The sequence below is a fragment of the Bilophila sp. genome, from assembly GCF_057864385.1.
The window spans coordinates 1-25,543 of record NZ_DBMAFI010000050.1 but is presented as its reverse complement, the minus strand read 5'-3'; the positions used below and the strand labels follow the sequence as shown (position 1 = coordinate 25,543).

The window sequence follows — 25,543 nt, the reverse complement described above, 5'->3', positions numbered from 1 at the left end:
TGAATAAACATATCAACTATATGCTATAACAGGGCTGTTTTCCATACCCTATGCCTTTTCTGTACAAGCATTCCAATAACCAACAGTTATTATACAAAAAATCTTCCTCCGTTCCTCACGCCAGAAAAAGCTGCGAATAGGGATTCGATAAGGTCAAAAGTCTTTGGAGGCGGAGGGGTGGGGGTTCGGGGGAGGGGAGGAGGGGCCTTTCTCCAGAAAGGCCCCTCCTCCCCTCCCCCGCCCATCTTCCCCATGAGAAACCTCCTCAAAGGGCTTGCGTTTCTGCGCGGTTCCATTATTTCAGAAAGACAGCGCAGAACGATTTTACCAACGGATTGAATCATGGTCATCGCAGTCCTCACCGTCGAGTACCACCTGCACGGCAACGATTCCCTCAAGGGAAAACGCCGTGTCGCCAACAGCCTCAAACAAAAGGTGCGCAACACGTTCAACGTCGCCATCGCCGAATACGGCACGGAGGATTCCCTGACGCGCCTCCGGCTGATGGTCATTTCCCTGAGCAACAGCGAGCAGCACCTCCAGTCGCGGATGGACAAATGCCTCGCCATGATGGAGGCCGTGTGTTCCGAAGAGATGGTTTACAGTGACTTGGAATTCATCAATGGGGATTGACACCGTGTACGAACAAGACATGCAGACGGCCCATATCATCCAGCCCGCTGAGGAAATGGCGGCGATCATCCAGCAATTCGACAATATCGTCATCGTGGCGCACGGCAGCCCCGACGGGGACGCCATCGGCTCCACCGGAGCCATGGGCTCCTTGGTCAAGGCGCTCGGCAAACGGTTCGTACTCTATAATGCCACGGGCATCCCCGACTATCTGGAGTGGGTTCCCCTGCCCGGAAAGCTCGTCACCAAACCCTCCGCCATCCCCTTCAAGCCCGGCCTGATCATCGTGCTGGACTGCGGCGATGCCTGGCGTATGGGCAAGGAACTGCTCGCGGTCTTTCCAGAGTACCCTTCCGTCAATATTGACCACCATCTCGGCAATCCCATGTTCGCCTCCCTTGGGAACTGGGTAGACCCCGGAATGGCCGCCACGGGCCAGATGGTGGCCGCCGTCGCCGACGCCGCCGGCGTGCCCCTCACCGGGGAACTCGCCCAGTGCGTCTACCTCTCCCTCGTCTCAGACACGGGCTCCTTTACGCACGGCAACACCAGCGCGGCGGTCTTCACGCTTGCCGCCCGCCTCGTCGCCAACGGCCTTGACGCCGCCGCCATACGCGAAAAGCTCGACAACCAATGGTCCATGCCCAAGACGAAGCTCTGGGGCAAGCTCATGCAGACCCTTTCCCTTGAATGTGACGGCACGGTAGCCGTCTGTCCCGTCACGATGGAGGAAATCGGCTCCTTCGGGGCCGTGCGCGAGGATCTGGAGGGCTTTGCCGAACAGATGCGCCGCATCAAGGGCGTACGCGTCGCCGCGCTCATCCGGCAGGACCCCGGCAACCGCTGCAAGCTGAGCCTCCGCTCGTCCGGCAGCGACGACGTGCGCTCCGTAGCAGCCTTCTTCGGCGGCGGCGGACATCTCAATGCCGCAGGAGCCACCATCGACGATGCCGACATGGACGCCGTGACCAGACAGACGATACAAGCCATTCAGGACATCACGTTTGGGGCAGGCAAAAAATAGAACGGCTATATATATATATATATATAGAGAGAGAGAGAGAGAGGAGGAAGCAGAGGAACCTTGCTCTGGCAAGCCCTTCCCTCCGCCCCTCCCGGTGCGGCATGTACCGCCACTCATCTATCAAAAAGATGGCTGCGCCATAGAAAATGGTTGATGCTTTCTTTCCCAAAACTCCAAGGGAAGCCCCGATAAAGTGCCCCAACCATAGACCCCATCAATGGGAAATTAAAGGCTGTGTTATAGAAAATGGCTGATGCTTTTTTCCTTGAAACTCCAAAGGCATAACCGGAAAAATGCCTTAGCCGTGGATCCCGCCAAGGGGAAAACCGGAAAAAAGGCTGTATTTTTCACCACACTGTGGAGATGAAACAACCACATACTATAACAGAGCCTAAAATTTAAGGCACGCTTGCTCCGGCATTGAACAGCGCAAACACATTGTGCTTATGCCTTCGCAGCGGCCGCCCGCTTCACGCAGTCGGAAGAACATTTTCATCGTGAAAACGCTCCATCCTCTCCCACAAACATCCCTCCTCACATGCAGCCATAAGAAAGGGCCCATCCCGCAAATACAGGAATGGGCCTTTTCATTTCGGCGGGAAAACCGGCGCGCAGCCTCCCCATCAGTTGAAAGTCTTGGGAAAGAAGGGGGTCCGGGGGAGGGATAACCCTTCTTCAGAAGGGTTTTCCTCCCCCGGTTCTCTCCCCGCCTACCTTTTGGCTTCAGGCTTGGCGTCAGCCTTCGGAGCGGCCTTGTCGTCGGCCTTCGGGGCGGCGGTGATGGGCTCCAGCTTGACGGGCGCGAAGGTCACCTTAGTCTTGTCCATTTCGGCGATCACTTCTTTGGTCACATCGGACTTGGGATCGAACGCGAGCAGGCTTTCGGCATTCATAATGACCGAGTAGTTCTTCTTGGTGCGGAAGTCTTCGAGGGTCTTCTGCATCAAGCCGTTGATCTGCTGCACGACCTTCTGCTGTTCGGCATTGACGATCTGCTGGTAGCCGACAAAGGTCTTTTGGAAACGGGCGCGGAGGGCTTCGTCATTGGGGGCCTTTTCGATCATGCCCTGAGCCGTCTTGAGCTGTTCCTGCATGGCGGCTTCAAGCTGCTTCAGGTGCTCAATGCCGGCCTTGCCGGGTTCGCTTTCCTGAAAAAGGCGGGCCGGATCGACCACGGCGATTTTGCTGGCGGCGCAGCCGGTCGTCGCAAATACGAGCATGAGGCACAGAGCGATAGCGCTGATAGTACGCATGGAAACTCCATTCGCAAAGAGGTTCAACGTCGCCGCAACCCGGCGACTGGGGTTCTTTCCCATAGGAAAGGTTCCGTCCAAATGATCATCTTACCTTTTTTCCCCACAAGCCACAATCCACAACAAAAGACGGGATCGCGGGGCGATCCCGTCGGCTTTCCGGCATGGAGGAAAAACAGCCTGCGCAGGAAAAGGGCCATCAGCCCATCATGGAAAAACGCTCGCGCGACTTGAGCACCTTGGCAAGGAACGCCTTGGTTTCCCGCGAGGAAAGCTTCTCAAGGAGCGTATCCCGCACCTGTTCCGGCGTCATGGCATTGATGGCTTCAAAGGCGGCGTCACGCGACTTGCCGAATGTCCGCAGCATGCCGCCTGTACCGATATTATAGGCGGCGATGGCACAGTACTCTCTGGATTGGGGATCGGCGATCGCGGTCAGGTGCCGGTTCTGCAAAAGATACATATACGCCGTGCCGTACTTGATGTTCGTCTCAGGGTGCAGCAGCAGCGAAGGGGACGGCTTGCCGGTGCGTCCGAGCCAGCGGTGCACTTCGCCGCCGGCCGTATTCGGCACCACCTGCATGAGGCCATGCGCCGAACGGTTGCTGATCAGATCAGGGTCGAAATCGCTTTCGGTGTAGATAATCGCGAATATCAAATCAGGCGAAAGATTATAACGGTCGGCATATTTCTCCACGACCGGGCGGTACTGCTCGGCCTGCCGGCGCATGGAGGCGGTCAGCCCGGAAAGCTGCCGCAATTCGCCAAGCAATTTTTCCGTACGCTCAAGGACTTCGGGGGCCAGCTCGAAAGCCTGCTGGCTGCCGTTCCAGCGCAGGGGCAGATCATCAAAGTCCATCTGTTTGCCCAACACGTCAAGATGGGCGGTTTCCGTCTGATTGACGCGGGGCATATTGGAAAACAGTTCCGCACTGGGAACGAAATCGGCCTGCCGGGGTTCCGTTGGGGCGGAGGCAAGCATCGCCGCAAGGGACGTGCTGGTCGTTTCCAGCTTGACCGGGATGCTCCCGTGCAGCGGGCGCATGGTCACCGTACCGTCGCTCTGCACCTCCAGAACCGGAAAACGGCCCTCGGAAGCGGCAGAGGACGTTGAAGGAAGATTCTGCTTCATGGCTTCCCGAAACTGCTCAGGAATATGAAGCAGCGGGCGGGGCAGAGGGTTTTCCCCTTTGGCCCGGCTGGTCGCTCCGGTGGCGGGCTCAAGGCTCTGATTGCCTCCTCCGGGCACAAAACCCGTCACAAGGGCAAGCAGGGCCAACGTGCCTGTCACAGAAACAGCATATCCTGCCAATGGGTTACGCATAAAAAAACTATCCTCGACTGTTTGGGTCCAGCCGGAAAAAAAGCATCTTTCCAGCTCATAGGGCGCGCCGTAAGGTTATAGCAAAGAGCGTGCCAGAATCCTTCTTAGATGGAAAAAGAAGATCTGGAAGGTTTGAGCGCCCTGCGCACCCTATGAACGGGCACCACAAAAAAAGCCCCTTTTCCTCACGGAAAAGGGGCCGAAAGCCATTTCCGCCCTATGGGGCGAGAAGTGAGGCGCCAAGCCGTTTTTGAGGCTCCCCCCATCAAGAAGTTTCGGACGAAAACCGGATCGCCCCTCCAAACAGGACAAGGCGCACGGCGGATCCCCGCGCGCCTCCAAAAGGCGAGACGCGGGAGGGCAAGCCGAAGACGGCTCTTTTTACCGGGTAAAAACCTTTTTTGGTATCATTATTTGTACTTTAATCGAAAATACCCACTCTAATGATACAATATTTTATACGTTAATAAGAATAATTTTCTTTACATAAATTATCATGTGTCCTTCCGCAGAATCCGGGACAATACGGAAATGTCCCCACCCGGCGGCTTCCGCTCCACGAAAACCTTTTCCGGGCGAATCCCCTCCGCAGCCCACCGGCTACTGCCGTCCTCCGCAGGCGGCTTCGTCCATGACCCAGATCAGCTCGCCTCCCTTCGGCCGCACAAGCTGCACGGGCAAAGAGGCGGGCGCCAGCAGATCCAGCGCCTTGCCGAGCGGAGGACGCTTCCCCGCCCCCGTCACCAAATACAGGCAGCAACGGGACGCGTTGATCATCTCCAGCGTCAACGTGATGCGGCGGCTCTCCGGCTTGGGGGCCAGATGTTCAGCTACGGCGGCCCCGGTCAGGCGGCCCGAACGCAGCGCATCGGGCGCCAGCAGCGGGCTGCCGGGGAACAGCGAAGCGGTATGCCCGTCATCCCCCATGCCGAGCAGGGCGCAATCAAGACGGGGCCTCCCCCCTTCCGCCGGAACGTGCCGCCACAAAATTTCCTCATAAGCCACGGCGGACTCACCGGGATCGATCTCACCGTCCATCGGATAGATTGCCGCCGCTGGGACATGCGCCAGCAATTCCTGATTGGCCGCACCGTAATTGCTTGCGGGATGTTGCGGGGCAACACAGCGTTCATCCACCCAGAAAACGCGGGTATGCGCCCAGTCGATCCGCTCCGCCCACGCCTCCGTGCGCAGCAGCCGGAACAACGCCAACGGCGTGGAGCCTCCCGACAGGGCCAGCGTGAAAACGCCGCGCCGGGATACGGCCTCCGCACAGCGGGCGGCCAGCAACCCGGCGGCGCATGACGCCACGCCGTCCGCATCGGCCCGGACATACGTTTCAAGGTGAAGCCCATCCAATGGATTATCCGTTTTGTTCTGGAGCATCGTTCTTGTCCTCTTGCTGTAGTGTCGGCTCTTTCGCCTTGCGGGGGCTGCGCAGTTCCACGGGCACGGTTTCGTTCTCGCGCAGGTGGACGTCCATTTGCGGGAAAGAGATTTCAATGTTGGCCTCAGCGAACTTGGCGTCAATGGCTTTTCGGATGTCCGAGGCTATGCCGCTGCCGTGCAGGATGTCCCCCACCCAGAAGCGCAGCCGGAAATCCAGCGAACTGGCCGCGAAATCGTTAAACAGAACCACCGGTTCCGGATAGGCCAGAACCTTCTGGTGCTCCTTCGCCACCTGCTTGAGCAGTTTCTCGACGAGCTGGATATCCGACCCGTAGGCCACGCCCACAGCGACCTCCTGCCGAACCATGCGCCCGTTGCGCGTCCAGTTGGTGAGCTTGCCGGACAGGAACTCCGCATTAGGTACGAAGATGACGGCATTGTCGAACGTCTCCACCTGCGTGGAACGGATATTGATGCGCCGGACGATGCCGGTGACGCCGCCCACGTCAATGACGTCGCCTTCGCGCAGGGTCTGCCCGAAGATGACCAGAAGCCCGCTGACGAAGTTGTTGATGATGTTCTGGAGGCCAAAGCCGATGCCTACGGACAAGCCGCCGGCGACCACCGCGATGCTGGTCAGGCTGAACCCAAGCGCGCTCAGGGTATATAAACCGAACAAGCCCCACAGGAGATACGTGAACCCGGCCTGAATCGGCCCCACAAGGCTGCGGTCAAGGCGCATGGAGTGCGCGGGCAGATCCGCAATGAACGACCTCCCCACCGAAATGAAAGAGCGGGTCACGTAGAACGCGCTGACGATGAACAGCACCTGAAGCATGCTGAATGAAGTCTTGCCCACGCTCACGTCCATGTTCGCCAGGTGCGTCAGCAGAAACTCGCCGCCGGGGTAGGCCAAAATCCAGAGCCCCGTTGCCGCCGTCGCCAGCACGAGCATGGCGGGAAGCGCCAAAGCCAGCAGGAACCCGCTGAACAAAGCCTTCACCCCTTCCTGCGGCATGTGCTCGGCAATGACGTTCATGAGCCGCATAAAGCCAACGGCCTGCTGCACGCACACGGCCACAGCCGCATACGCCACGCATACCAGAATCGACAGCCTCCCCCATCCAATCAGGGTCATGAGCACGGCAATCCAGAGGATAAAGGACTGCCCTTTCAAAAGATTGATGACCAGCGGGAACGGGATGTCCGGCAAGGGGCGCTTGTAGTCGCGCCAGAGCGTGGCAAGCGACATCAGCAGCCAGATGCCGCCAAGGATCGGGCCGGGCAAATTGAAAAACAGGAGGAGAAGCCCGCCGAGCAAGGGGGTGAACAACGGCCACAACGGGGAGCGCAACTGAAGATCGTTCCGCTGGAATGTGTATAAGTCCCATGCAAGCGCCATCTGCCCAAGGCTCAGGAGCAGCGTGCCGATGATGGACAGGACATGGTACGAGCCGCTCGGAGACCATGCCGCAAAATGGAACGTGAAGCCAAAGGACAGCCAGATGAAGCTGTGCCCGCACATCTTGGCCCATCCCGTGCGCAGGGATTCGGGCCATGTCCTCGACATGCGGCGCGATATGAAAATAAGGCCGTACAGGGGCAGGATAAACACGATCGCGCGCAGTATGACGCCAAGCCACCCGGCGAGGGTCCACGGCAGTTCCGCGTTCATGCGGACGGAGAAAGTTTCCTGCAGCGCATTGATGCTTTTCTGGATATTAAGCCATGAATCCACATCGTAAATCTTGCCCGAACGCTGGAGATAATAATCCTGCCACAGTCCGGGAATGGAATTGGCAACCCGCCCGGTCAGGGATGTGATGTTTTCCTGAAGTTTGCGGGCGGGCGCGAGTACGCGGCTGATGCGGATCTGAACCGTATTCAGCCGCCCCTGCGTCTGCGCAAGATCGCTCAAAAAAGCCCGCAGCTCCGGGGAAATGTCCGTTTCATCCTTCGATGGGGTGGAGTCCTGTTCCAGAAGGGAAATTTCACTGAGCCTGCCTTTCAGCGTATTCAGCGTGCCTTCCAGCGGTTCCAGCACATCCGAGAGCTTCTCGTTCAGCCGTGCCAGCCGCTGCTGGACGACGGACAACTCCAGCGGCAACCCCCTGCTCACGCGGGAAAGCGTCATAAGCCGCTGGTACTCTTCCTCAATGCTGTTGAGCGCCTCATTCAGGTTACGGGAAGCGTCCGGCAGGCGTTTGGTCAAGGCCACGGTTTCCGCGTCAATGGCCCCAAGTTCCTCCACCCGGTTTTGGAGCAGCGTATTCCAGACATCCTGCGTCGGATCGGGCGCAGGTTTCGGCGCGCTCGCGGGCGCATCCGTTTTCTGCCCGGATACGGGAGCGGCATCGGCAAAAGCGATGCAAGGCAGGGAAAGGCTCAGGCAAAGAAACAGGGAAACAAGTCGGAGAGCATTCATACAGCGGCGTTCCGTTCGGCTAGAGTATGTTCGACGTTCCCGGAACATACCCTGCTATCCTTCCGCTCGGCAACCACTGAGAATGTGAGGGGGGAAGAGAATCGGGGAGGAGGAAGGGGCCTTTCTGAAGAAAGCCCCCTTCCCCCTCCCCGAACCCCACCCCCATCCCCCAAAGACTTTCGGCCTTATCGAATCCCTCTTCGCAGCTTTCCCCCTTATTTGAGGAAAAGGGACGCATGGAAGGCTATAAACAAAGGCTTTATCATAATGTGGTTGTTTCATCTCCACAGTGCGCTGAAAATACAGCCTTTTTCTCCAGCTTTCCCTTTGGCGGAATCCAAGGTGCTTTGCTGGTTATTCCTTTGGAACTTCAAGGAAAAAAACATCAACCGTTTTCTATGGCACAGCCTAAACAAAAAGGCTCTGTCATAGTATGTGGTTGTTTCATATCCACAACATACTGAAAATACAACCTTTTTATCCTGTTTTTCCATTGACGGAATCCATAGCTAAAACATTTTGTTGGTTATCCTTTTGGAACTTCAAAGAGAAAAGTATCAACCAATTTCTATGACACAGCCAACAAAAAAGGAAAAGAAGAAGAAGAAGAAGAAGAAGAAGAAGAAGAACGGAAGGCTTCCCTTCCGTCAAAGTGTTTCCGGCGGGGAACCTGGCCGCCCTCATGAATCAGCCTGCTGCAAAGCCGCGTTTTCCGTCCTGCGGCATTGCAAGGCCAGCATTGTTTCAGCCGCTGCCGCTTCAGCGGCGTACGGATGAAGACTGCCGTTGATGATGCTGTGGCCAGCCAACGAAACCACGGCGGCTCTCCCTAAGCGACAAAATCCGCTGACAGCTACGCAATCTTGCGGCATGTTCAGCTTCATCCAAAAGTTGCCTTGCCCCTTGCCAGCCGAAAGATTTCACTTTTCCGTGGATGGCCTTTTCATAGCGGCTGTCCACAAAACCAGATTACGAAAGGCTATGCCATAGGAAATGATTGACGTTTTATTTCTCAAAATTCCAAAGGGATAACTAGATTGTGTCGTCGTTTTACATATAATTGTTTAAAATTATTGAAAACAATCTTTTTGCAACTTAAAATAATTTAATATTTTCAATATATTATATATAATTAACAACACAACTTAATGCAATACGTTCCCCATAAAATCCGTCAACAGAAAAATAGAAGAAAAAGGCTGTATTTTTGGTTCTGTTATAGTTTGTGGTTGTTTCATCTCCACAGTGCGGTGAAAATACAGCCTTTTTCTCCGGTTTTCCCCTTCGCGGGAGCCACGGCTAAGGCATTTTGCCGATTATCTCTTTGGAGCTTCAAGGAAAAAAGCATCAACCATTTTCTATAACATAGCCATATTTTTACCATACTATGGAGATGAAACAACCACATGTCATGACAGATCCAATCGGAAAAAACAGTAAGGTGCTGTCATGGCATATGGTTGTTTTATTTTTTTACAATATACTGAAAATATAGACTTTTATTAAATTCTCTCGCTGATGGACTGCATGATTGGGGCATTTTATTCGTTATTCCTTTGGAATTTCAAGAAAGAAAGCATCAACCGTTTCCTTATGACACAACCAAATAAAAAGGCATGTAGGTCGTGTCGTCATTTTACATGCAACTATATGAAGCCATTGAAAACAATCTTTTTGCGATTTAAAAATAATTAAATACTTTCAATATATTATATCTAATTAACGTCATAACCCAGGGGCATCAGCCCTCACAGCCCGTTTTATCACGACATGCGATCCTTTGTTTCCCCTGCCCAGCACCCAGCCGAACGTCTCGCGCTGCACGGACTCCGTAGCAGAGGCATTTTCCCCGCCCCATATCCAACGGAACTCCTGCTGCGCGGCCTCCCCACCAGTCAAAAGTCTTCGGGGTGGGAGGGATGGGGTTTGGGGAAGGGAGGGAGGCCCATTCTCCAGAAGGGGCCTCCCTCCCTTCCCCAATGCTTTTCTCCACAACACTTCTCCCCAACACCACCTCCCAAAACAAAACCCCCGCGGGCACTGCTGCCTTTGGGGGCTTCGGAGGCGTGCCGATGCGCCCCCCGCGCACCGGAACATACTGCATTTGAAAACGGGATACCTTCTTGATTGAGGAAAACGGAAGGATTGGGAAACCGCCGGGGCCAGGGGAGGCGCCCCACGGACAAGCTGCTAGGCGAACGTCACTGTTCCCACACTCCTCTCCTGGATTAAGCCTGACCAAGCTCCTTTTTGAGCCAGTCCTTAATGACCGGCATGGGCTCAAAGACGCCCTTGAGGGAACCGTACTCGTCCCGGAACGCTTTTGCCAACGGCTCCGGCAGGGGAACGGTCACCAAATCGTCCGCCGATTCGGAATTGCGGCGCACAAGCCGTACCCTTAAAGGCTCCTGCCACGCATCCACGACAAAATAGGTGGCTACGTCGCTCTTGGAACGAACCGGGGGATGCTCGGAACGCCAGTCGTTATTGCCCCACTCCAGATAGAGGGTCACCGCCATTTCAGGCGTCAGGTTCCAATCAATCTGCTGGTCGGCAAACGCCGCCAATGGAGATGTATTTTTCGTAGAGGAAAGGTGCGCTGTATTCATATCCAATCCACCTTTGCTGATGACATTGAGTTGCGTTGACCTATTAATAGTATCCATTACTATTCTTGTCAACTACTCCATGTCATATCTCCGTAATTTATTGTGCAGCGTCGCCCGCGTGATCCCAAGCCGGCGGGCGGCCTCGCTCTTATTGTCCCCCGTATCTTGAAGTGTCCTCAGGATGGCCGCGCGTTCCATCTCATCCAGCGTCATGCTGACAGGCTCCACGCCTGCCGTCCCCTGCAGCTCGGCGAGCGCGGGGGCGTCACCGTTCTTGAGCGCGGAGGATACCGCCATAGGCAGCTCACGTTCGGAAATATACTCCCCAAGGCAGAGGATAGCCGCCCGCTCCACGGCGTTCTCCAGTTCGCGCACGTTGCCGGGCCAGGAATACTTGAGCAGCGCATCCATCGCCTGTGGCGTGAACCCCTTGATCTCCTTGCGGTTTGCCAGAGCAAAACGCTCCAGAAAAGCCGTGGCGAGCACAGGGATGTCCTCACGGCGTTCCCGCAGGGAGGGCACTTCCACGCCGATCACGTTGAGCCGATAGTAAAGATCTTCACGGAAACGCCCTTCGCTGACTTCCTCGCGCAGGTTGCGGTTGGTCGCGGCAATGACCCGCACATCCACGATGATGGGCGTATCGCTGCCCACGCGCTGGACTTCCCCCTGCTGGAGGGCCCGCAGAAGCTTTGCCTGAAGCAGGAGGGGCAATTCACCGATCTCATCAAGGAACAGCGTGCCGCCGTCTGCCTGGCTGAACCGCCCTTCCCGACGCTTGTCCGCCCCTGTGAACGCGCCCTTCTCGTGCCCGAACAGTTCGGACTCCAGCAGGGATTCATTGAGGGCCGCACAGTTGACGGTGACGAACGCCTTGCCTTTCCGGGCACTGGCCTCCTGAATGGCGCGGGCGACCCGTTCCTTGCCCGTCCCCGACTCCCCGGTAATCAGGACGGTCGCCTCGGTGGGCGCGACCGTGTTCACCATCTCAATAAGTTCGCGCATACGCGGGCTGCGTCCGAGAAGGCCGGAGGGGTTTTCACGGATATATTCCCTCAGTTCCCGGTTCTCAGCCGCCAGCCGGGTATGATCGAGCGCCCGTTCCAGCGTGAGGTGCAGCAGATCGAAATCCAGCGGCTTTTCCAGATAGTCATACGCACCGAGCCGCAGCGCCGCCACGGCGGTTTCCACGGACTGCCATGCGGTCATGACCAGAACCGGAATCGAGGGATTATGATGCAAAATTTCCCGGATGGCAGAAATGCCGTCCATGCGGGCCATGCGCACATCCGAAAGCACGGCGTCGTAAGCCCGTTCCTTGACTTTTTCCACGGCGGTATCCCCGTCGTCGGCCTCATCCGTGGCATATCCCCACCCCCGGAGCACCGTCCGCAGCATCGCCCGGTGGGAACTGTCGTCGTCCACAATCAATATGGTAGGTGGCGTGCCCATCTCATACCTCCTCGCCTCCGGCGGCAATAAATCCGGCAGGCTGACCTTTCCGAAAAAGGGGTTTCCCGGACTCCCCGGCACCGCCGATGCCGTACCCGCCGGATGCCTCCCGGCGGCGATACGATACCCGTCTCCCCCATCCTTCCCCGCCGTGGGCGGGATAATCCCCTTGACGGCGGCTCCACCGCTCCCACGGCAAAACATCCCCCACACGAACGGAACAGCCAACGCATCCGGCGTGGAGGGAAACCCGTTCAAAAACTTCCCCACATGGGCGGAGAGCACCAATTTGTTAGGCTCTATATAGCATACTCCCCCACATGGGCGGAGAGCATCCCGGACCGAAAACTGGCCTCGCTTCGTCCTGCCCAACTTCCCCACATGGGGGGGAGAACCCCCGATGCGGACGGCGTCGGGGACATTTTCCCCGAACTTTCCCGTACGAGTGAGGTGCTCCCTCGTGAAAACTCCGAAGATGTTCCACTGTACGAAACTTCCCCATACGGACGAGGAGAGCCCCCATGCAGCGGCGGATCCGTGGGGCTCAGTCCCAACTTCCCCACACAGGCGGGGAGAGCCCAATGACCACAGTGCGCAGGCTCCGGCAACCGAACATATCCCCACATGAGCGGGGCAATCCGACAACGGCCCGAACCTGAACGCACTGTTTTCAAAACTCCCCACACGGGCGGGGCGGGCCCGAAGCGAAGGCATGACGTAACCCATGCATCGGAAAACTTCCCCATACGCGGAGCGAACCCCAACAACAGGGAAGGCTCGTCTTATCCTTCTGAAAAGCTCCCCATACGCGGGGCGGGCCCTATCGGAGTACGCAGGGAGGCGTGACAAGGCCCTTTCCCGCCATAAGCGGAGATTGCCCCCGGACGGAACGCGTACCCCATGCCCTGCACAGCCGAAGCCGTTCCTGCAATCCAATAATAGTCATGCCGCCCCAATCGTCAGCCCTTTTCCCAAGATTGTGCCGCAGCAAGTAATGAATATTTTAGGCTGTGCCATGAAAATGGTTGATGCTTTTTCCTTGAAGTTCCAAAGGATTAACCGGCAAAACGCCTTAGCCATGTATTCCGCCAAAAGGAAAACCGGAGAAAAAGGCTGTATTTTCACCGCACTGTGGAGATGAAGCAACCACATACCATGACAGGGCCATTGTTCTTTCGTGCCCCCCAACAGACGACCAGCAAAATCCCCCAGCCATGAAACTTTCCGGCGGGAAACCGGATAAAATGTATTTTGAGTATGTTGCGGATATAAAACAATTAAATCCGATGACAGAACCTTTCTCAAATGTCCCGCGGAAACGAGGGGGCAAGCGGGAATCCGCACGGTGCCCGCCTTTCTTCCCAAGGTTTTCCGCATTCGTTCATTCATGCCCGTGAACCTTCCCGGCCTCACCGCCCAAAGGCAGGAGCAGACGGAATACGGCGCCCTGCCCCGGCTCGGAAGTGACGGAAATGCTCCCGCCGTGGGCCTCCATGATCTTGTGTACCGTGGCAAGGCCGAGCCCAGTCCCCTGCCCCTTCGTGGTGAAATAGGGATCGAAAATATGCGGCAATGCCTCCGGCGCGATGCCCATCCCGGTATCCCGGATTTCGAGGCGCAGGGCATCGGGTTCGGGATGCAGCGACAGGGACAGTTCGCCGCCGTCCGGCATGGCTTCAAGCCCGTTCAGGCACAGGTTCAGGATCACCTGACGCATCCTGTCGGGATCGATGGCCACATCCGGCAGCACATCGGGCGCGTCGAACCGTATGCCAACCTTGTGGTTGGCGGCGTCCTGCCCGATGAGCCGGAGCGTGTCTTCAACCAGACGCCGCATCCCGGTCATGCGCGGGCGGATGTCCGTGGGGCGCGAAAGCCCTATCAGATCGCCGATAGCCCGGTTGAGGCGTTCCACCTCTTTGACCATGACCTGCGCAGCTTCCCGATCCGCGCTGCCTTCAGGGAACCGCCCGCCGAAATACGTCGCGTATCCCTTGATGGAGCTGAGCGGGTTGCGCAGCTCGTGGGCGACGCCCGCGGCAAGGTTGCCCACGGCGGCGAGCTTTTCCCTGCGGCGGACTTCCGCCTCAAGGCGGCGGACTTCCGTAAGGTCACGCAGGAACATGAGCGAACCGAGGCGGCCTTCATAGCCTTCGTTGACGTGCCCGCCGCGTACCGAAAGATATTGCTGCTCCTCTCCGTGCCGCAGGACGATTTCCGTATCCGGCAGCACAGGTTCCCGCAACAGTTTCGCCGCCAGTTCCGCCAGCGCCGAAGGGAGCACGTCCGCCGGTTTCCGGCCTAGGAACGCCTTGCCCTCCGCCGGGGCTTCCATGCCGAGCAGGGCCAGCGCCGCCTTGTTCATCCGGGTGATCCGTCCCTTGGCGTCGAAAACGACCAGCCCGTCCGGAAGCGTTACGGCCAGCTCTTCAGCCAACGCTTCAGCCACCCGCTGCCCGCGCCGGGACGAACGAACCCGCTCCACGGCGTGCAGGCCAAGCAAGGCCAGCATACCCGCCAGCAGCACCCCCGCCCCCAGCAGGACGGCGCGCTCCCGGTTCTGAGCCTGAGCCACTTCGAGCGGGGCAAGGTCAAGGCCGAGGAAGACGTAGGGCAGCGGCCCTGCCGCCGGTTCATCCCGCCTCCCCCCGCCTTTTATCTTGGGGTGGAATGTCTTGAAGACCACGAACGCCCGTGAGCCTTCCATATCTATGATCGCCCATGAAGGGTTTCCCGATGGGCGCAGCGCCGCGATTGTCTCCGCGCCGAGTTCCCTGCCGCCGCGGGTATTCAGCACTTCCCCCACCCGCACCGGGTTGCTGTGCGCGAGGATAGTCCCATCCGGCATGGTCACCGCGATAAAGCGCACGTCGGGCCGATCCGCCAATTCTTCGACAAGGTACTGCAACCGGATGCCCGTCCGCGAACGGGTCCCGGATCGGACGCCGCTTTCCAGCGCCGTGACCAGCGCCACGCCCTTTTCCGCAAGGAAACGAACCATAGCCGTCTGCGTGCGGTCGAGCGAAAGCCCCGTAAGGAGCACGACGCCGAAAACGAGCACCAGTGCGGCGCCGAGCGTCCCTATCAGCGAGTTTCCGCCGCCGACTTTGGCCTGCTGCGGGGAGGAGGAGAAAAGTCCTGTCGTCTGCATGGATACGGATATTCCTTTAAGGCAATGCGCAAAAAACACTGCCGGAACGAAGCAAAAAACGCTCCAACCACCCGGCACGGGACGGGCCTGCGGCGATCCGCCGTCCTAACGCGTGGTATGCTTTTTGCAATTTTTACGGCTATTGACGAGCCATTCAAAGCTCACGTACATGTCATACTGTGCAGATTCTGGCTCAGGATGCTTCCTGGCCATACCCATACCTGTCATTCATTGCCACCCAAAAAGCGAAAGGGGCTTCATGCAGATATATACAGAAAACAGATTCTGTCTGCCGCTGTTTTACCTGATTGTACTGGGGGTTGCGCTCTCTGTTTTGAGCTGTCCCGACAAGGCGTTCGCTGAGGACGCCTCTTCCGGGGTTCACGAAGGCCAGCCGCGGCAGGCTCCGAAAGGGCTGCCCCCTTCCCGGATGCCGGAGGCTTTCCCCGGCTTCTCTCCTGATGCGCCTTCCAAATGCCCGGCCCTCGCCCCGCAGCAGGCCCATGACGGCAGCCGGTTCGACAGCCGCCTGTTCGCCATGCCGCTGCCTCAAAACCTCACCCCCGAACAGCAGCAGGCCGCACTCGCCATCATGCGCGAGGCCGAACCCTGTCTTACGGTCATTCATATCCAACTGCGTCAAACGCTTACGGAACTTCACAACCTTTCTTTCGCGTCCGACACCCCCCCTGACGCCCTCGCCGTCATCGGGCGCAAGCTCATCCGCCTGCGTACCGAGGCCATACGGGAATTGCAGCGCATTTCCGCACAAATGGAAAAGCTCGCCGGGTTCAACCCCGGCTGGGGCACCCGCGTGCGCGGCACCAAAATAGAAGATCTGAACCCACAACCCCTCAACGAGCAAAGCGTGGAGTAATTCCATCCCGCCGTTCCCGTGGCAGCCATGCTCCCGAAAGGAGTGTGGCTGTCTCTTTTTTAGCCACCTCCGCGCATCCGGGCTTTTCCCTGTGTGATTCTTATACACTGTCAAATATCCCTGTCCAAATTCTATACAGCTTTTCAGGACAACGGGAAGCCTACCAGAAGCGTTATATTAATGATTACATATAAAATCGAATACTTAAAATATTTGGCACGGGCATTGCTATAGCTTAGGCAAGAGTGACGAACAAAACACCTTTTAGGAGAACCTCAATGAACCTCAATAAAGCCTCTGTCGCCGTAGCCCTTGCCGCTTTCCTCGCGGCGGGCGGGATTGCCGGGCAGGCGCTGGCAGCGCCCCACGACGGGCACCACGGCCACTGGAGACAGCAGAGGTCGTATCAAGACTGTGTTTACCAGGCGCTCACACAGGAAAAGAAAGCGCAGTACGACGCCATCATGAAGGATTTCGCCGACAAGACCGCGCCGCTGCGGGACAAGCTCGCGGCCAAGTACATTGAATTGCGCACGCTCGGCAACAGCCCCACTCCTGACCCGAAGGCCATCGGCAGGGCGACGGAAGAACTCGTGGCGCTCCGCAATGAATTTGCCAAGGAACGCGGCATGATGGCAGACAGGATTGCTAAGGAAGTCGGCATCAATGTATTTCAAGGCAAGGGGCCGGGGTGCCCGGTTGAACGGCCCCGCCGATGCCCCGCAACAGGGATGACCGTCATGCCCGACGGCCCACAGCCCGGAGCGGAAGCCCCGGCAAACGAATAACAAGCCCCCCTCCTGCCGTTGGTCAGTCTCCCTTTCCAGCGGCGAAAAACCCTGACTCCCATCCAGTCAGGGGAAACAACAATCGGCATAGCCGTTTATATATACGAGAGCCTTCTACAACTTTGAACGACCGGTTCCACCTGACCGTTTCACAGGTGCCTAGCTGAGTCTGTTCGTTCAATGGCAAAGTCATCCTCCTCCTTACAGAAACTGTATCCTCCTCCTTCCTCCGCAGCGCCCCGTCTCCTCCTCCGGGGCGCTGCTCTTTTGTGCGGCGGAAGGAAAAATCGGGGAGGGGAAGAGGGGACTTTCTGAAGAAAGCCCCCTCTTCCCCTCCCCGAACCCCTCCCCTTCTCCCCCAAAGACTTTCAACCTTATCGAATCCCTCCTCCCAGTTTTCCGGTTGGCAAAAGGGCCTCCCTTGAAAGAGCTGTTTACTTCTGCAATGAAAACCGCATTTCAACTATTTGAAATTTAAAGGCTATATCATAGAAAACGGTTGATGCTTCATTTCTTGAAATTCAAAGGCTCTGTCATGGTATGTGGTTGTTTTGTTTCAGTAATACACTGAAAATATATGCTTTTTCTCAAAATTTTCCGCTGGTGGGCTCTGTGATTGGGGGATTTTATTGGTTATTTCTTTGGAATTTCAAGGAAATACAGCATCAACCGTTTTCTATGACACAGCCAATTCAAAAAGAATGGCCCTGTTATAGTTTATGGTTGTTTCATCTCCACAGTACGGTGAAAATACAGCCTTTTTCTCCGTTTTTCCCCTTGGCGGGATACACGGATAAGGCATTTTGCCGGTTATCCCTTTGGAGCTTCAAGGAAAAAAGCATCAACCGTTTTCTATAACACAGCCCCAAAAAATAACCAAAATGCAACCTTCTCCGCCGTAATATCCCCAATCATGGAGTCTCTCAGCAAAACGGAAAAAACCTGTATTTTCATTATATTGCAGCAATTAAACAAGGCTCTGTTATAGTACGTGGTTATTTCATCTCCACAGTACAGTGAAAAATATAGCCTTTTTCCAGTTTTCCCCTCGGCGGGATCTACGGCTAAGGCATTTTTTCGGTTATCCCTTTGGAGTTTCAAGGAAAAAAGTATCAACCATTTTCTATAACACAGCCTTAAACAATCACACACTATGACAGGGCCTAAAATAGAAACCGATTACTCTAACCAGCATTCAAAAAATATCTACCGCTTATATGACAGAACCATAAAAAAACGGCTTCCGCTACAAAGGAAAGCCGTCTTTCATCCGAACTCCCTTACAAGAGGGATTCGATAAAACCGAAAGTCTTTGGAAGGGAGAGGGGAGGTTTGGAGGGGGGAGGGGAACCTTTCTCCAGAAAGGTTCCCCTCCCCCCTCCAATTTCCATTCACCTACCCATCCCCTAAAACATGCCGATCTTGCCCAGCGCTTCCTTGGCGATTTCACGGCAAACGGGATCTGCGTCGCGCAAACCGGCCTGAAGCGGCCCTCTGGCCTTGGGCGCAAGATCGGGCCGGGCCAGCGCGAAATGTTCTACGGCACGGAAGCAGGAACGGCGCAATACGTTGTTGTCACAGAAATTGTCGTCCTTGCCCGTGTTGATGATGTAGGAATTGAGGATGGGGTAAAACTCGTCCCCAAGGCGGCGGTGCTGGGCGAGGATCTCGGCAAAGGCTTCGGGGATGCCCCAGCCGATGTTGCCGGATTCCTCGTTCATGTGCCACATCAGACGCCGGACAACATTGCGGGCCTCCTCAATATGTTCGTCGGCCATGCGGGAAACGGCTTTCCCCAGCGCCGAGGCCGCGCGGGCGGTCGCCTCGCCGCCGAGGGGCAGACAGGAAAACAAAGGGCCCACCAGCTCACGGGCGGGGACTTCGTCCAGCTCCTTGGCAAAATCGCCCCACCCCTGCCCTTGCAGTTGAGTGCGGATCGTCGCCTTTAAGGTACGGAAACGTGGCTGCATGAAAACACCTCATCGTTTTTGCGGAGTATGCCCCCAAAAAGCGGGAGCGGCAACACGGCCGGCCCAGGATTCCCGCCGCGTTTTTTCATATCGTTGTTGCAATTCCTCTCTTGAAGGAATAAATCGTTCAAGCCATTCGGCAAGATCCTCACAGGTTTCGGCGTCGCGTTCTGTCCGAGCTTGACTCTCCGAAGCTGAGAAGGTATACGTCACTGATCTACGTTTCCAAGGAGAGTTTCCATGAAAAGAACTTACCAGCCCAGCAAGATCAAGAGAGCGCGGACTCACGGTTTCCGTGAACGCATGAGCACCGCCAGCGGTCGCGCCGTCATCCGTCGCCGCCGCGCCAAGGGGCGTAAACAATTAGCTGTTTAACCCGGCCTCGTCGGCATCGACTGCTCCGGCGGCCCGATTTCACACTTTGTTATGATGAGGGCCGTCGTTTTTATTCCAAACACTTCGTCGTGTTTGTTCGTTTTCGTGCATCCGGTGATCCGTGGCGCGTCGGTATGGCCGTCACCAAGAAAATCGGAACAGCAGTCATGCGGAATCGTGTCAAACGAGTGCTCCGGGAATGTTTCCGGCTGCATCAGGCCCTATTGCCTCCGGCTGTGGATCTTGTGATCGTGCCAAAGCGCCACCTCAAACCTGAACAGCTCGATCTCGCTGCCGCAACCCGCGAATTCCTTCCTTTGATCAAGGAAATCGGCGGGTATGTCGTGTTGCGCCGCGAACAGAACGCCTGCCCCGACAGCTCCCGCGACGGAATCGCCGCACCCGGCGGGCTCGAACCGGAAACGGCCCCCGGAGTCAAGGCGTGAAACGCCTCTCTCTGCGCCGTCTGGCGGTCCTGCCCATCCGTCTCTACCAGTGGACGCTGTCTCCCGTGCTTCCACCTTCCTGCCGTTATCATCCCACCTGTTCAGCCTATGCCATAGAGGCTGTGCTGACCCACGGCATTTTCAAGGGCAGTTGGCTCGCCCTGCGGCGCATCCTTCGTTGTCACCCCTGGTCTTCGGGAGGCTATGATCCCGTACCTCCCCCACATTCTTCCTCTTTCAGCCATCAGGAGCAACTGGATCATCATGGACGATAAACGTACTTTCTTGGCCATCGCCCTAGCAATCGCCGTTCTTTTGGCGTGGACCCCGCTGGCCGAACACATGGGCTGGATCCAGCCCCAGCAGCCCCCCGTAGCCACTCAGGAAGCCGCGCCCGCTCCGGCGGCGCAGCCTGTTGCCGCGCCCGCGCCTTCCCTGCCTGTGTTTACGCCTTCGGCCGGTACCGACGTCAAGGTGGAAACCCCGCTTTATTCCGCCGTCATCTACTCCGGCGGCGGCATCCTCCGCTCCTTTACGCTGAAGCATTACGACGAAACCATCAATGCCGATTCCCCCAAGGTGAACCTCATTTCGCCGGAAGCTTCCAAGACCGCCCCCCTCGGCCTGACCGTCAACGGCCAGCCCTCGTGGAGCACTGGGCAGTGGTCATTCCAAGGTTCCGACCTGAACCTCAAGGCCGGGGAACAGGGCAGCCTGACCTTCACCGGCATCGTCGACGGCATCCGCGTGACCCGCGTCATCAGCTTCAACGCCGACAACTACCTGTTGAGCGAAAACGTCCTGGTGGGTTCCGCCGACCAGACGCCCCGCACCGTCCGCCTCGGCTTCACGGTCGCCGCTACGCCGTTCAGCAACGGCAAGTACGACCCCACCCGCCTCGCGTGGGACGCCAACGAAAGCTTTAAGGAAGAAACGAGCGCGAGCACCCTCGCCGAACAGGGCATCATCGAACAGGGCGTCTTCAACTGGGCCGGCGTCATGAGCAACTACTTCATGAACGTCACCGCCCCCGCCGATCCCAACAACCTGACCCTCAAGGGCCGCGTGCAGGGCGACGTGTGGCGCCTCGCCCTTGAACGCCCCGACCTGCTTACGCCTTCCAACGGCAGCGAAGTGCCCGTAGCCGTGAACTGGTGGTTCGGCCCCAAAGATCGCACCATGCTGGCCACGGCTCCCGATCATCTGTCGCAGGCCGTGAACTTCGGCATGTTCTCGATCATCGCCCGCCCCCTGCTGACCATTCTGGCCTTCTTCCATTCCTTTGTGGGGAACTGGGGCATCGCCATCCTGATGCTCACCTTCTGTATCCGCGTCGTCTTCTGGCCCCTGTCCCAGAAGAGCTTCAAGTCTATGGAACAGATGAAGAAGCTCCAGCCCATGATGAAGAAGCTCCGCGAAAAGCATAAGGACGACAAGGAAGCCCTCAACAAGGAAATGATGCAGCTCTACAAGACCTACAAGGTCAACCCGGCTGGCGGCTGTCTTCCCATCCTTGTGCAGATCCCGGTGTTCATCGGCCTGTATCAGGCCCTTCTGAACTCCATTGAGCTGCGCCACGCCTCCTTCATCGAATACCTGCCCTTCACGGACATCACTTGGCTGGCCGACCTTTCCGCGGCGGACCCGTTCTACATCACGCCGCTGCTCATGGGCGCGTCCATGTTCCTCCAGCAGCGCCTCACGCCCGCCGCCGGCGATCCCACCCAGCAGAAGGTCATGATGTTCATGCCGGTCATCTTTACGGTCATGTTCATCAACTTCCCCGCTGGTCTGGTCATCTACTGGCTGTGCAACAACATCCTGTCCATCGGGCAGCAGTGGTGGATGCTGCGTAAGGCATAACGGTTTGTGCGAGGAGAGGTTCTCATGGATGATTTCAAAGAATTCCAAGGCAAAAGCCTTGACGAAGCGATCCGCGCCGCCTGTTCGTATTTCGACGCGCAGCGGGAAAAGCTGGAAATCGACATCGTACAGGACGCCAAAAACGGCATCTTCGGCCTGGTCGGGGCGCGTAAGGCCATCGTCCGCGCCCGCCGCGCACAGCTCAAGCCCCGCGTAGGGTCGCTCTTGGCACGCGATGCGCAGCCCGCCTCCTCCCCCAAGCCCCGCCAGGGGCAGGCTTCCCGCCCGCCTCGCGGCAACCGGGAGCCGAAGCCGCCGCTTGAGGAAGACGACTCCATCGGCAACCGCATCCTTCCCCCCGTGGAGGAAGAGGACGATTCCATCGGCAACCGTATCCTCCCCGATGAGGAAACGTATATCGATGATTCCATCGGCAACCGCATTGATGAGCCCCGCACCCCTCGCCGGCCCCGCCGCAGCGACGGCCCGCGCATCCCCTACGAAGGGAATGAGGACTTTTTCCGGCCTCGCCGCCCCCGTCCCGAACGCCGGGCCAATCAGGATCGCCCGGATCGTCCCGAACGTCAGGATCGTCCGCGCGCGCCTCGCCCTCCCTACGAGCCGCGTCAGGAACGCCGCCCTATGGGAATTCCGGCGGAACAGCATGTGCTGCGGGACAGCTCTCTGGAGTTCGATCAGGACGAAGCCCTGAATGAAGGTCTGCCCTCCAAGCCTTTCTCCGAGCTGGATCAGGAAAAGCTCGCCGCCGTTTCCCAAGAAGTGGCCTCCAGGATCGTCAGCTCCATCCTCGGTGAAACGCCTGTGGAAGTGAAGATCATGGAGAACCGTGTGGACATCCATGTGGACTGCGGCGATGACTCCGGCCTGCTCATAGGCCGTGAAGGACAGACGCTGGCGGCGCTTCAGTATCTGACCTCGCGCATCGTCAGCCGCCGCATGGAAGCGCCGGTCCGCGTGCAGTTCGACGTGGGCGACTACCGCGAACGTCAGGACGACCGGCTCCGTGAGCTGGCCCTTGCGCTGGCGGAGCGTGTCCGCGCCACGGGCCGCCCCTGTTCCACCCGCCCCATGAGCTCCTACCATCGTCGCCTCGTGCACATGACGTTGCAGGACTCCCCGGACGTGCAGACCCGCAGTTCCGGCGAAGGCCCCCTCAAGCGCGTGATCATTCAGCGCCGCCGTCAGGAACGGCACTAAAAGTCATATCGGGGAAGGGGAAGGAACCCTTTTGAAAAAGGGCTTCCTTCCCCTTCCCCGAACCCCATCCCTTTCCTCCTAAAACTTTCATTTATGGAGGCGGGGGTGAAAAAACGGCTTCGGTGAAGCCGCTTTTTTTGTATGGGGATATGGATGCGCTGCGGGGAAAGCCCGGCGGTGTTCCTGTCGTCCTCCCCCGCACGGATCCGCTCCTTCTTGGAATGGTGTCATCGCGTATTTCAAGCTGTCGTCCTTCTCCGTGCGGATCCGCCGCTCTTGGCAAAAAAGCGGTCTCAGAATATCATCCCCCTTCAATAAGAAAAGGCTGTGCCGTAGAAAGCAGTTGATGCTTTTTTCTTGAAGTTCCAAATGAATAGACGGAAAAATACCTTGGTCATGGATTCCGCCAAGGGGAAAGCCGGAGAAAAAGGCCGTATTTTCACCACACTGTGGAGATGAAACAATCACATACCTTGGCAGGGCCTAAGAAAAACGCAGGCGGCCTGACGGGTTGGCAACGGGCAGGCCAAGGCATGCATGAAAGATACTTTGAAATAAGGAAGGGGAGGGGGAAAACGTGCGGGCGCTCCCCGCTTCCGGGAAAGGTTTTCCTCCTCATGATGCGCCCTCTCTTCAGGAGCCATAATGACCACCGATACGATAGCGGCCATAGCGACGGCCCCCGGTGCCGCAGGCATCGGCATCATCCGGGTCAGCGGCCCGGACGCCCTGCCCATACTCGAAAAGCTGTTCGCACCGGCCGGGAAGGGGGACTATAAGCCGTGGACTCTACGGCGCGGGCGTGTTCAAGACATGGAAGGCAACACGCTTGATGATGCGCTGGCGGTGTTCATGCCCGGCCCCAAGACCTTTACCGGGGAAGATGTGGCGGAATTCCAGTGTCACGGCGGCCCCGTCCTGCTGGCGGCGGTGCTTGAAGCCTGCCTCTGCGCTGGGGCGCGCCTTGCGGAGCGGGGGGAATTCACCCGTCGCGCCTTCCTCAACGGCAGGATGGATCTGACGCAGGCCGAAGCCGTTGCCGAGATGATCGCCGCGCCGTCCAAGGAAGGCGCAAGGCTTGCAGCCGCCAAACTCGACGGCGTGCTTGGGCAGCGCATCGCCGGGCTGCGGGAACGCGTGGAGCATCTGCGGGCGCAGATCTGCCTTGCCGTGGACTTCCCTGAGGAAGAAGTGGAATGCCTCCCGCAGGAAGGTTTCCTCGCCGCCATCGCGGACGTAAAGGCGGCCGTGGCCTCCCTGCTCGCCGGGTTCGAGCGGACTCGCTGCTGGCGCGAGGGCGTGACCGTAGCCCTCGCCGGCCCGGTCAATGCGGGCAAGTCCAGCCTCATGAACGCCCTCCTTGGCCGCCAACGTGCCGTTGTGACGGAATATCCCGGAACCACACGCGATTTTCTGGAAGAACCGATTCAGCTTGCAGGGCTCCCCGTCCGGCTTGTGGATACGGCGGGCCTGCGCGAAACGGACAACCCCGCCGAGGCGCAGGGCATCCAACTGGGCCGCTCCATGATCGAATCCGCCGATGTGGTCTTGCTCATGGTCGACGGCGCGGAGGGGGCGACGCCGGACACATGGGCATTGCTCTCGGAGCTCGGCCCGGAACGCACCATCCTCGTCTGGAACAAAAGCGATCTTGCCACCCCTCCCCCGCGCTGGTATGGAGAAGAAACGGGCCTTTCCGGGAAACCGGCGGCCCATGCCGTCATTTCGGCCCGCAGGGGGGAAGGCCTGGAAACGCTGGCCGAAGCCGTCCGGGAGCTTGCGCTGGCCCGCAGCCAGGGGCAGGAGCCGGAACCGGGCGAAGCGGCGCCCAACCTGCGGCAGGCCAGGAGCCTGACGGAGGTGCGCGGGGAACTTGAGGCGCTGGAACAGGACATCCTCGCGGGGGTTCCCTATGATTTGTGCGCCGTCCGTCTGGAAGGCGCGGCTTCGGCGCTGGCGGAGATCACCGGGCTGGACACCCCGGAAGAAGTCCTTAACCGTATTTTCGCATCTTTCTGTATTGGCAAATAGCATGAACGCATCTTCAAACGCAGCCGGCGGGGAACCGCTTTCCAAAGAAGAAATCAACGGCCTGCCCATGTTGGCCTACGAAGGCGAGGTAATGCTTGTCCAGACCGAAGGCGAAATGGCCCGTGCCCTGAATTTGCTTAAAAAGGAAACGCTCCTCGGATTCGATACCGAATCCCGCCCGTCCTTCAAGAAAGGCAAGAGTTATCCGACCTCGCTCATCCAGCTTGCCAGTTCGGAGCTTGTGGTGCTGATCCGCCTGAACCTCACGCCCTTCTGCGAGGCGCTCGCGGGGCTGCTCGCCGATCCCGGCGTCATCAAGGCCGGGGTCGCCATCCGTGACGACATGCGCGCGCTCCAGAAGCTGCATGAGTTCACACCCGCGGGGCTTGCCGATCTCGCCGAGATGGCGAAGCAGCGCGGCATCAAGGCGCAGGGCCTCCGCACGCTGGCGGCCCAGCTCATGGGCTGCCGCATCAGCAAGGCCGCCCAGTGTTCCAACTGGGCGAAGAAGACCCTCACGCCGCAGCAGATCCGCTATGCCGCCACCGACGCGTGGATAGGCCGGGAACTTTATTTGCGTATGGTGGAGCAGGGGTGAAATCGGGGGAGGGGAGAGGGAACCCTTCTGAAGAAGGGCTTCCCTCTCCCCTCCCCCGGCCCCCCTCCCCTCTCCCTCCCAAGACTTTTGGCCTTATCGAATCCCTGCCCACAGCTT

23 protein-coding genes are annotated in these 25,543 nt (G+C 58.0%); 13 read left to right on the top strand and 10 right to left on the bottom strand.

Features of this window, described 5'->3' with window-relative positions; all coding sequences use genetic code 11:
* The first annotated feature begins 342 nt into the window (after positions 1-342).
* Both ACZM8Y_RS13805 and ACZM8Y_RS13800 read left to right on the top strand, forming a co-directional pair.
* Positions 343-633: a DUF503 domain-containing protein gene (locus tag ACZM8Y_RS13805; RefSeq protein WP_005025051.1), complete on the top strand. Its 291-nt coding sequence runs from the start codon at positions 343-345 to the stop codon at positions 631-633.
* 19 nt (positions 634-652) lie between these two features.
* Positions 653-1,657 carry a DHH family phosphoesterase gene (locus ACZM8Y_RS13800; protein ID WP_487480227.1) on the top strand — a complete coding sequence of 335 codons (1,005 nt, stop codon included), beginning with the start codon at positions 653-655 and terminating at the stop codon, positions 1,655-1,657.
* A 710-nt stretch (positions 1,658-2,367) separates the two neighbouring features.
* Here the strand turns inward: ACZM8Y_RS13800 and ACZM8Y_RS13795 are convergent.
* From ACZM8Y_RS13795 to ACZM8Y_RS13780, 4 genes are all read right to left on the bottom strand, one after another.
* Positions 2,368-2,910: an OmpH/Skp family outer membrane protein gene (locus ACZM8Y_RS13795; protein WP_479859422.1), complete on the bottom strand. Its 543-nt coding sequence runs from the start codon at positions 2,908-2,910 to the stop codon at positions 2,368-2,370.
* Between the two features lie 199 nt (positions 2,911-3,109).
* Positions 3,110-4,201 (bottom strand): transglycosylase SLT domain-containing protein, encoded by a 1,092-nt coding sequence (locus ACZM8Y_RS13790; RefSeq protein ID WP_482333325.1) that lies wholly within the window; start codon positions 4,199-4,201, stop codon positions 3,110-3,112.
* A 633-nt stretch (positions 4,202-4,834) separates the two neighbouring features.
* The gene (pgl, locus tag ACZM8Y_RS13785) at positions 4,835-5,620 is read right to left on the bottom strand and encodes a 6-phosphogluconolactonase (RefSeq protein ID WP_482333323.1); all 786 of its coding nucleotides are present in this window, start codon (positions 5,618-5,620) and stop codon (positions 4,835-4,837) included.
* Entirely contained in the window at positions 5,598-8,048 is a 2,451-nt protein-coding gene (locus ACZM8Y_RS13780) for a mechanosensitive ion channel family protein (RefSeq protein ID WP_482333320.1), read from the bottom strand. The genes pgl and ACZM8Y_RS13780 overlap by 23 nt, the downstream gene beginning before the upstream one ends.
* 236 nt (positions 8,049-8,284) lie before the next feature.
* Here ACZM8Y_RS13780 and ACZM8Y_RS13775 point away from each other — a divergent pair, with 236 nt between their 5' ends.
* Both ACZM8Y_RS13775 and ACZM8Y_RS13770 read left to right on the top strand, forming a co-directional pair.
* Complete coding sequence (locus ACZM8Y_RS13775) at positions 8,285-8,512, top strand: hypothetical protein (protein WP_482333318.1); 228 nt, start codon at positions 8,285-8,287, stop codon at positions 8,510-8,512.
* A gap of 55 nt (positions 8,513-8,567) precedes the next feature.
* Positions 8,568-8,825 (top strand): hypothetical protein, encoded by a 258-nt coding sequence (locus ACZM8Y_RS13770; protein WP_489501795.1) that lies wholly within the window; start codon positions 8,568-8,570, stop codon positions 8,823-8,825.
* Positions 8,826-10,276: 1,451 nt separating this feature from the next.
* Here ACZM8Y_RS13770 and ACZM8Y_RS13765 read toward each other — a convergent pair.
* The 4 genes from ACZM8Y_RS13765 to ACZM8Y_RS13750 form a co-directional block, all read right to left on the bottom strand.
* Complete coding sequence (locus ACZM8Y_RS13765; protein ID WP_302554395.1) at positions 10,277-10,657, bottom strand: DVU0772 family protein; 381 nt, start codon at positions 10,655-10,657, stop codon at positions 10,277-10,279.
* Between the two features lie 72 nt (positions 10,658-10,729).
* Positions 10,730-12,109 (bottom strand): sigma-54-dependent transcriptional regulator, encoded by a 1,380-nt coding sequence (locus tag ACZM8Y_RS13760; RefSeq protein WP_302554396.1) that lies wholly within the window; start codon positions 12,107-12,109, stop codon positions 10,730-10,732.
* Positions 12,110-13,051: 942 nt separating this feature from the next.
* The gene (locus ACZM8Y_RS13755) at positions 13,052-13,498 is read right to left on the bottom strand and encodes a hypothetical protein (RefSeq protein ID WP_482333313.1); all 447 of its coding nucleotides are present in this window, start codon (positions 13,496-13,498) and stop codon (positions 13,052-13,054) included.
* Complete coding sequence (locus ACZM8Y_RS13750; RefSeq protein WP_302554398.1) at positions 13,491-15,260, bottom strand: ATP-binding protein; 1,770 nt, start codon at positions 15,258-15,260, stop codon at positions 13,491-13,493. Before ACZM8Y_RS13750 ends, ACZM8Y_RS13755 begins: the two co-directional genes overlap by 8 nt.
* Before the next feature lie 259 nt (positions 15,261-15,519).
* On the opposite strand from ACZM8Y_RS13750, the gene ACZM8Y_RS13745 reads away from it, so the two are divergent.
* Both ACZM8Y_RS13745 and ACZM8Y_RS13740 read left to right on the top strand, forming a co-directional pair.
* On the top strand, positions 15,520-16,137 hold the full coding sequence (locus ACZM8Y_RS13745; RefSeq protein WP_337431590.1) for a hypothetical protein: 618 nt from the start codon (positions 15,520-15,522) through the stop codon (positions 16,135-16,137).
* A gap of 278 nt (positions 16,138-16,415) precedes the next feature.
* Positions 16,416-16,925 (top strand): Spy/CpxP family protein refolding chaperone, encoded by a 510-nt coding sequence (locus ACZM8Y_RS13740; RefSeq protein WP_302554400.1) that lies wholly within the window; start codon positions 16,416-16,418, stop codon positions 16,923-16,925.
* 1,406 nt (positions 16,926-18,331) lie between these two features.
* On the opposite strand, the gene ACZM8Y_RS13735 is transcribed toward ACZM8Y_RS13740, so the two are convergent.
* The gene (locus tag ACZM8Y_RS13735; RefSeq protein WP_479859857.1) at positions 18,332-18,895 is read right to left on the bottom strand and encodes a DVU0298 family protein; all 564 of its coding nucleotides are present in this window, start codon (positions 18,893-18,895) and stop codon (positions 18,332-18,334) included.
* A 240-nt stretch (positions 18,896-19,135) separates the two neighbouring features.
* Between ACZM8Y_RS13735 and rpmH the strand changes: the two genes are divergently transcribed.
* Genes rpmH through jag form a run of 5 tightly spaced genes read left to right on the top strand, consistent with a single transcriptional unit; the run spans position 19,136 to position 22,797 of the window.
* Positions 19,136-19,270 (top strand): 50S ribosomal protein L34, encoded by a 135-nt coding sequence (gene rpmH, locus ACZM8Y_RS13730; RefSeq protein ID WP_294621242.1) that lies wholly within the window; start codon positions 19,136-19,138, stop codon positions 19,268-19,270.
* Positions 19,258-19,716 carry a ribonuclease P protein component gene (gene rnpA / locus ACZM8Y_RS13725; RefSeq protein WP_308771575.1) on the top strand — a complete coding sequence of 153 codons (459 nt, stop codon included), beginning with the start codon at positions 19,258-19,260 and terminating at the stop codon, positions 19,714-19,716. Before rpmH ends, rnpA begins: the two co-directional genes overlap by 13 nt.
* The gene (yidD, locus tag ACZM8Y_RS13720) at positions 19,713-19,991 is read left to right on the top strand and encodes a membrane protein insertion efficiency factor YidD (RefSeq protein WP_005025021.1); all 279 of its coding nucleotides are present in this window, start codon (positions 19,713-19,715) and stop codon (positions 19,989-19,991) included. Before rnpA ends, yidD begins: the two co-directional genes overlap by 4 nt.
* Positions 19,981-21,579: a membrane protein insertase YidC gene (gene yidC / locus ACZM8Y_RS13715; RefSeq protein WP_479859858.1), complete on the top strand. Its 1,599-nt coding sequence runs from the start codon at positions 19,981-19,983 to the stop codon at positions 21,577-21,579. The genes yidD and yidC overlap by 11 nt, the downstream gene beginning before the upstream one ends.
* A 24-nt stretch (positions 21,580-21,603) precedes the next feature.
* Positions 21,604-22,797 carry an RNA-binding cell elongation regulator Jag/EloR gene (jag, locus tag ACZM8Y_RS13710; RefSeq protein ID WP_482334368.1) on the top strand — a complete coding sequence of 398 codons (1,194 nt, stop codon included), beginning with the start codon at positions 21,604-21,606 and terminating at the stop codon, positions 22,795-22,797.
* Between the two features lie 87 nt (positions 22,798-22,884).
* On the opposite strand, the gene ACZM8Y_RS13705 is transcribed toward jag, so the two are convergent.
* A complete protein-coding gene (locus ACZM8Y_RS13705) occupies positions 22,885-23,265 on the bottom strand; it encodes a hypothetical protein (RefSeq protein WP_487480226.1) in 381 nt (126 codons plus the stop codon).
* 174 nt (positions 23,266-23,439) lie between these two features.
* Between ACZM8Y_RS13705 and mnmE the strand changes: the two genes are divergently transcribed.
* Both mnmE and ACZM8Y_RS13695 read left to right on the top strand, forming a co-directional pair.
* Entirely contained in the window at positions 23,440-24,828 is a 1,389-nt protein-coding gene (mnmE, locus tag ACZM8Y_RS13700) for a tRNA uridine-5-carboxymethylaminomethyl(34) synthesis GTPase MnmE (RefSeq protein WP_482334370.1), read from the top strand.
* 67 nt (positions 24,829-24,895) lie between these two features.
* Positions 24,896-25,426, top strand: a complete 531-nt coding sequence (locus ACZM8Y_RS13695; RefSeq protein WP_482334372.1) for a 3'-5' exonuclease — start codon at positions 24,896-24,898, stop codon at positions 25,424-25,426.
* Positions 25,427-25,543 lie beyond the last annotated feature (117 nt).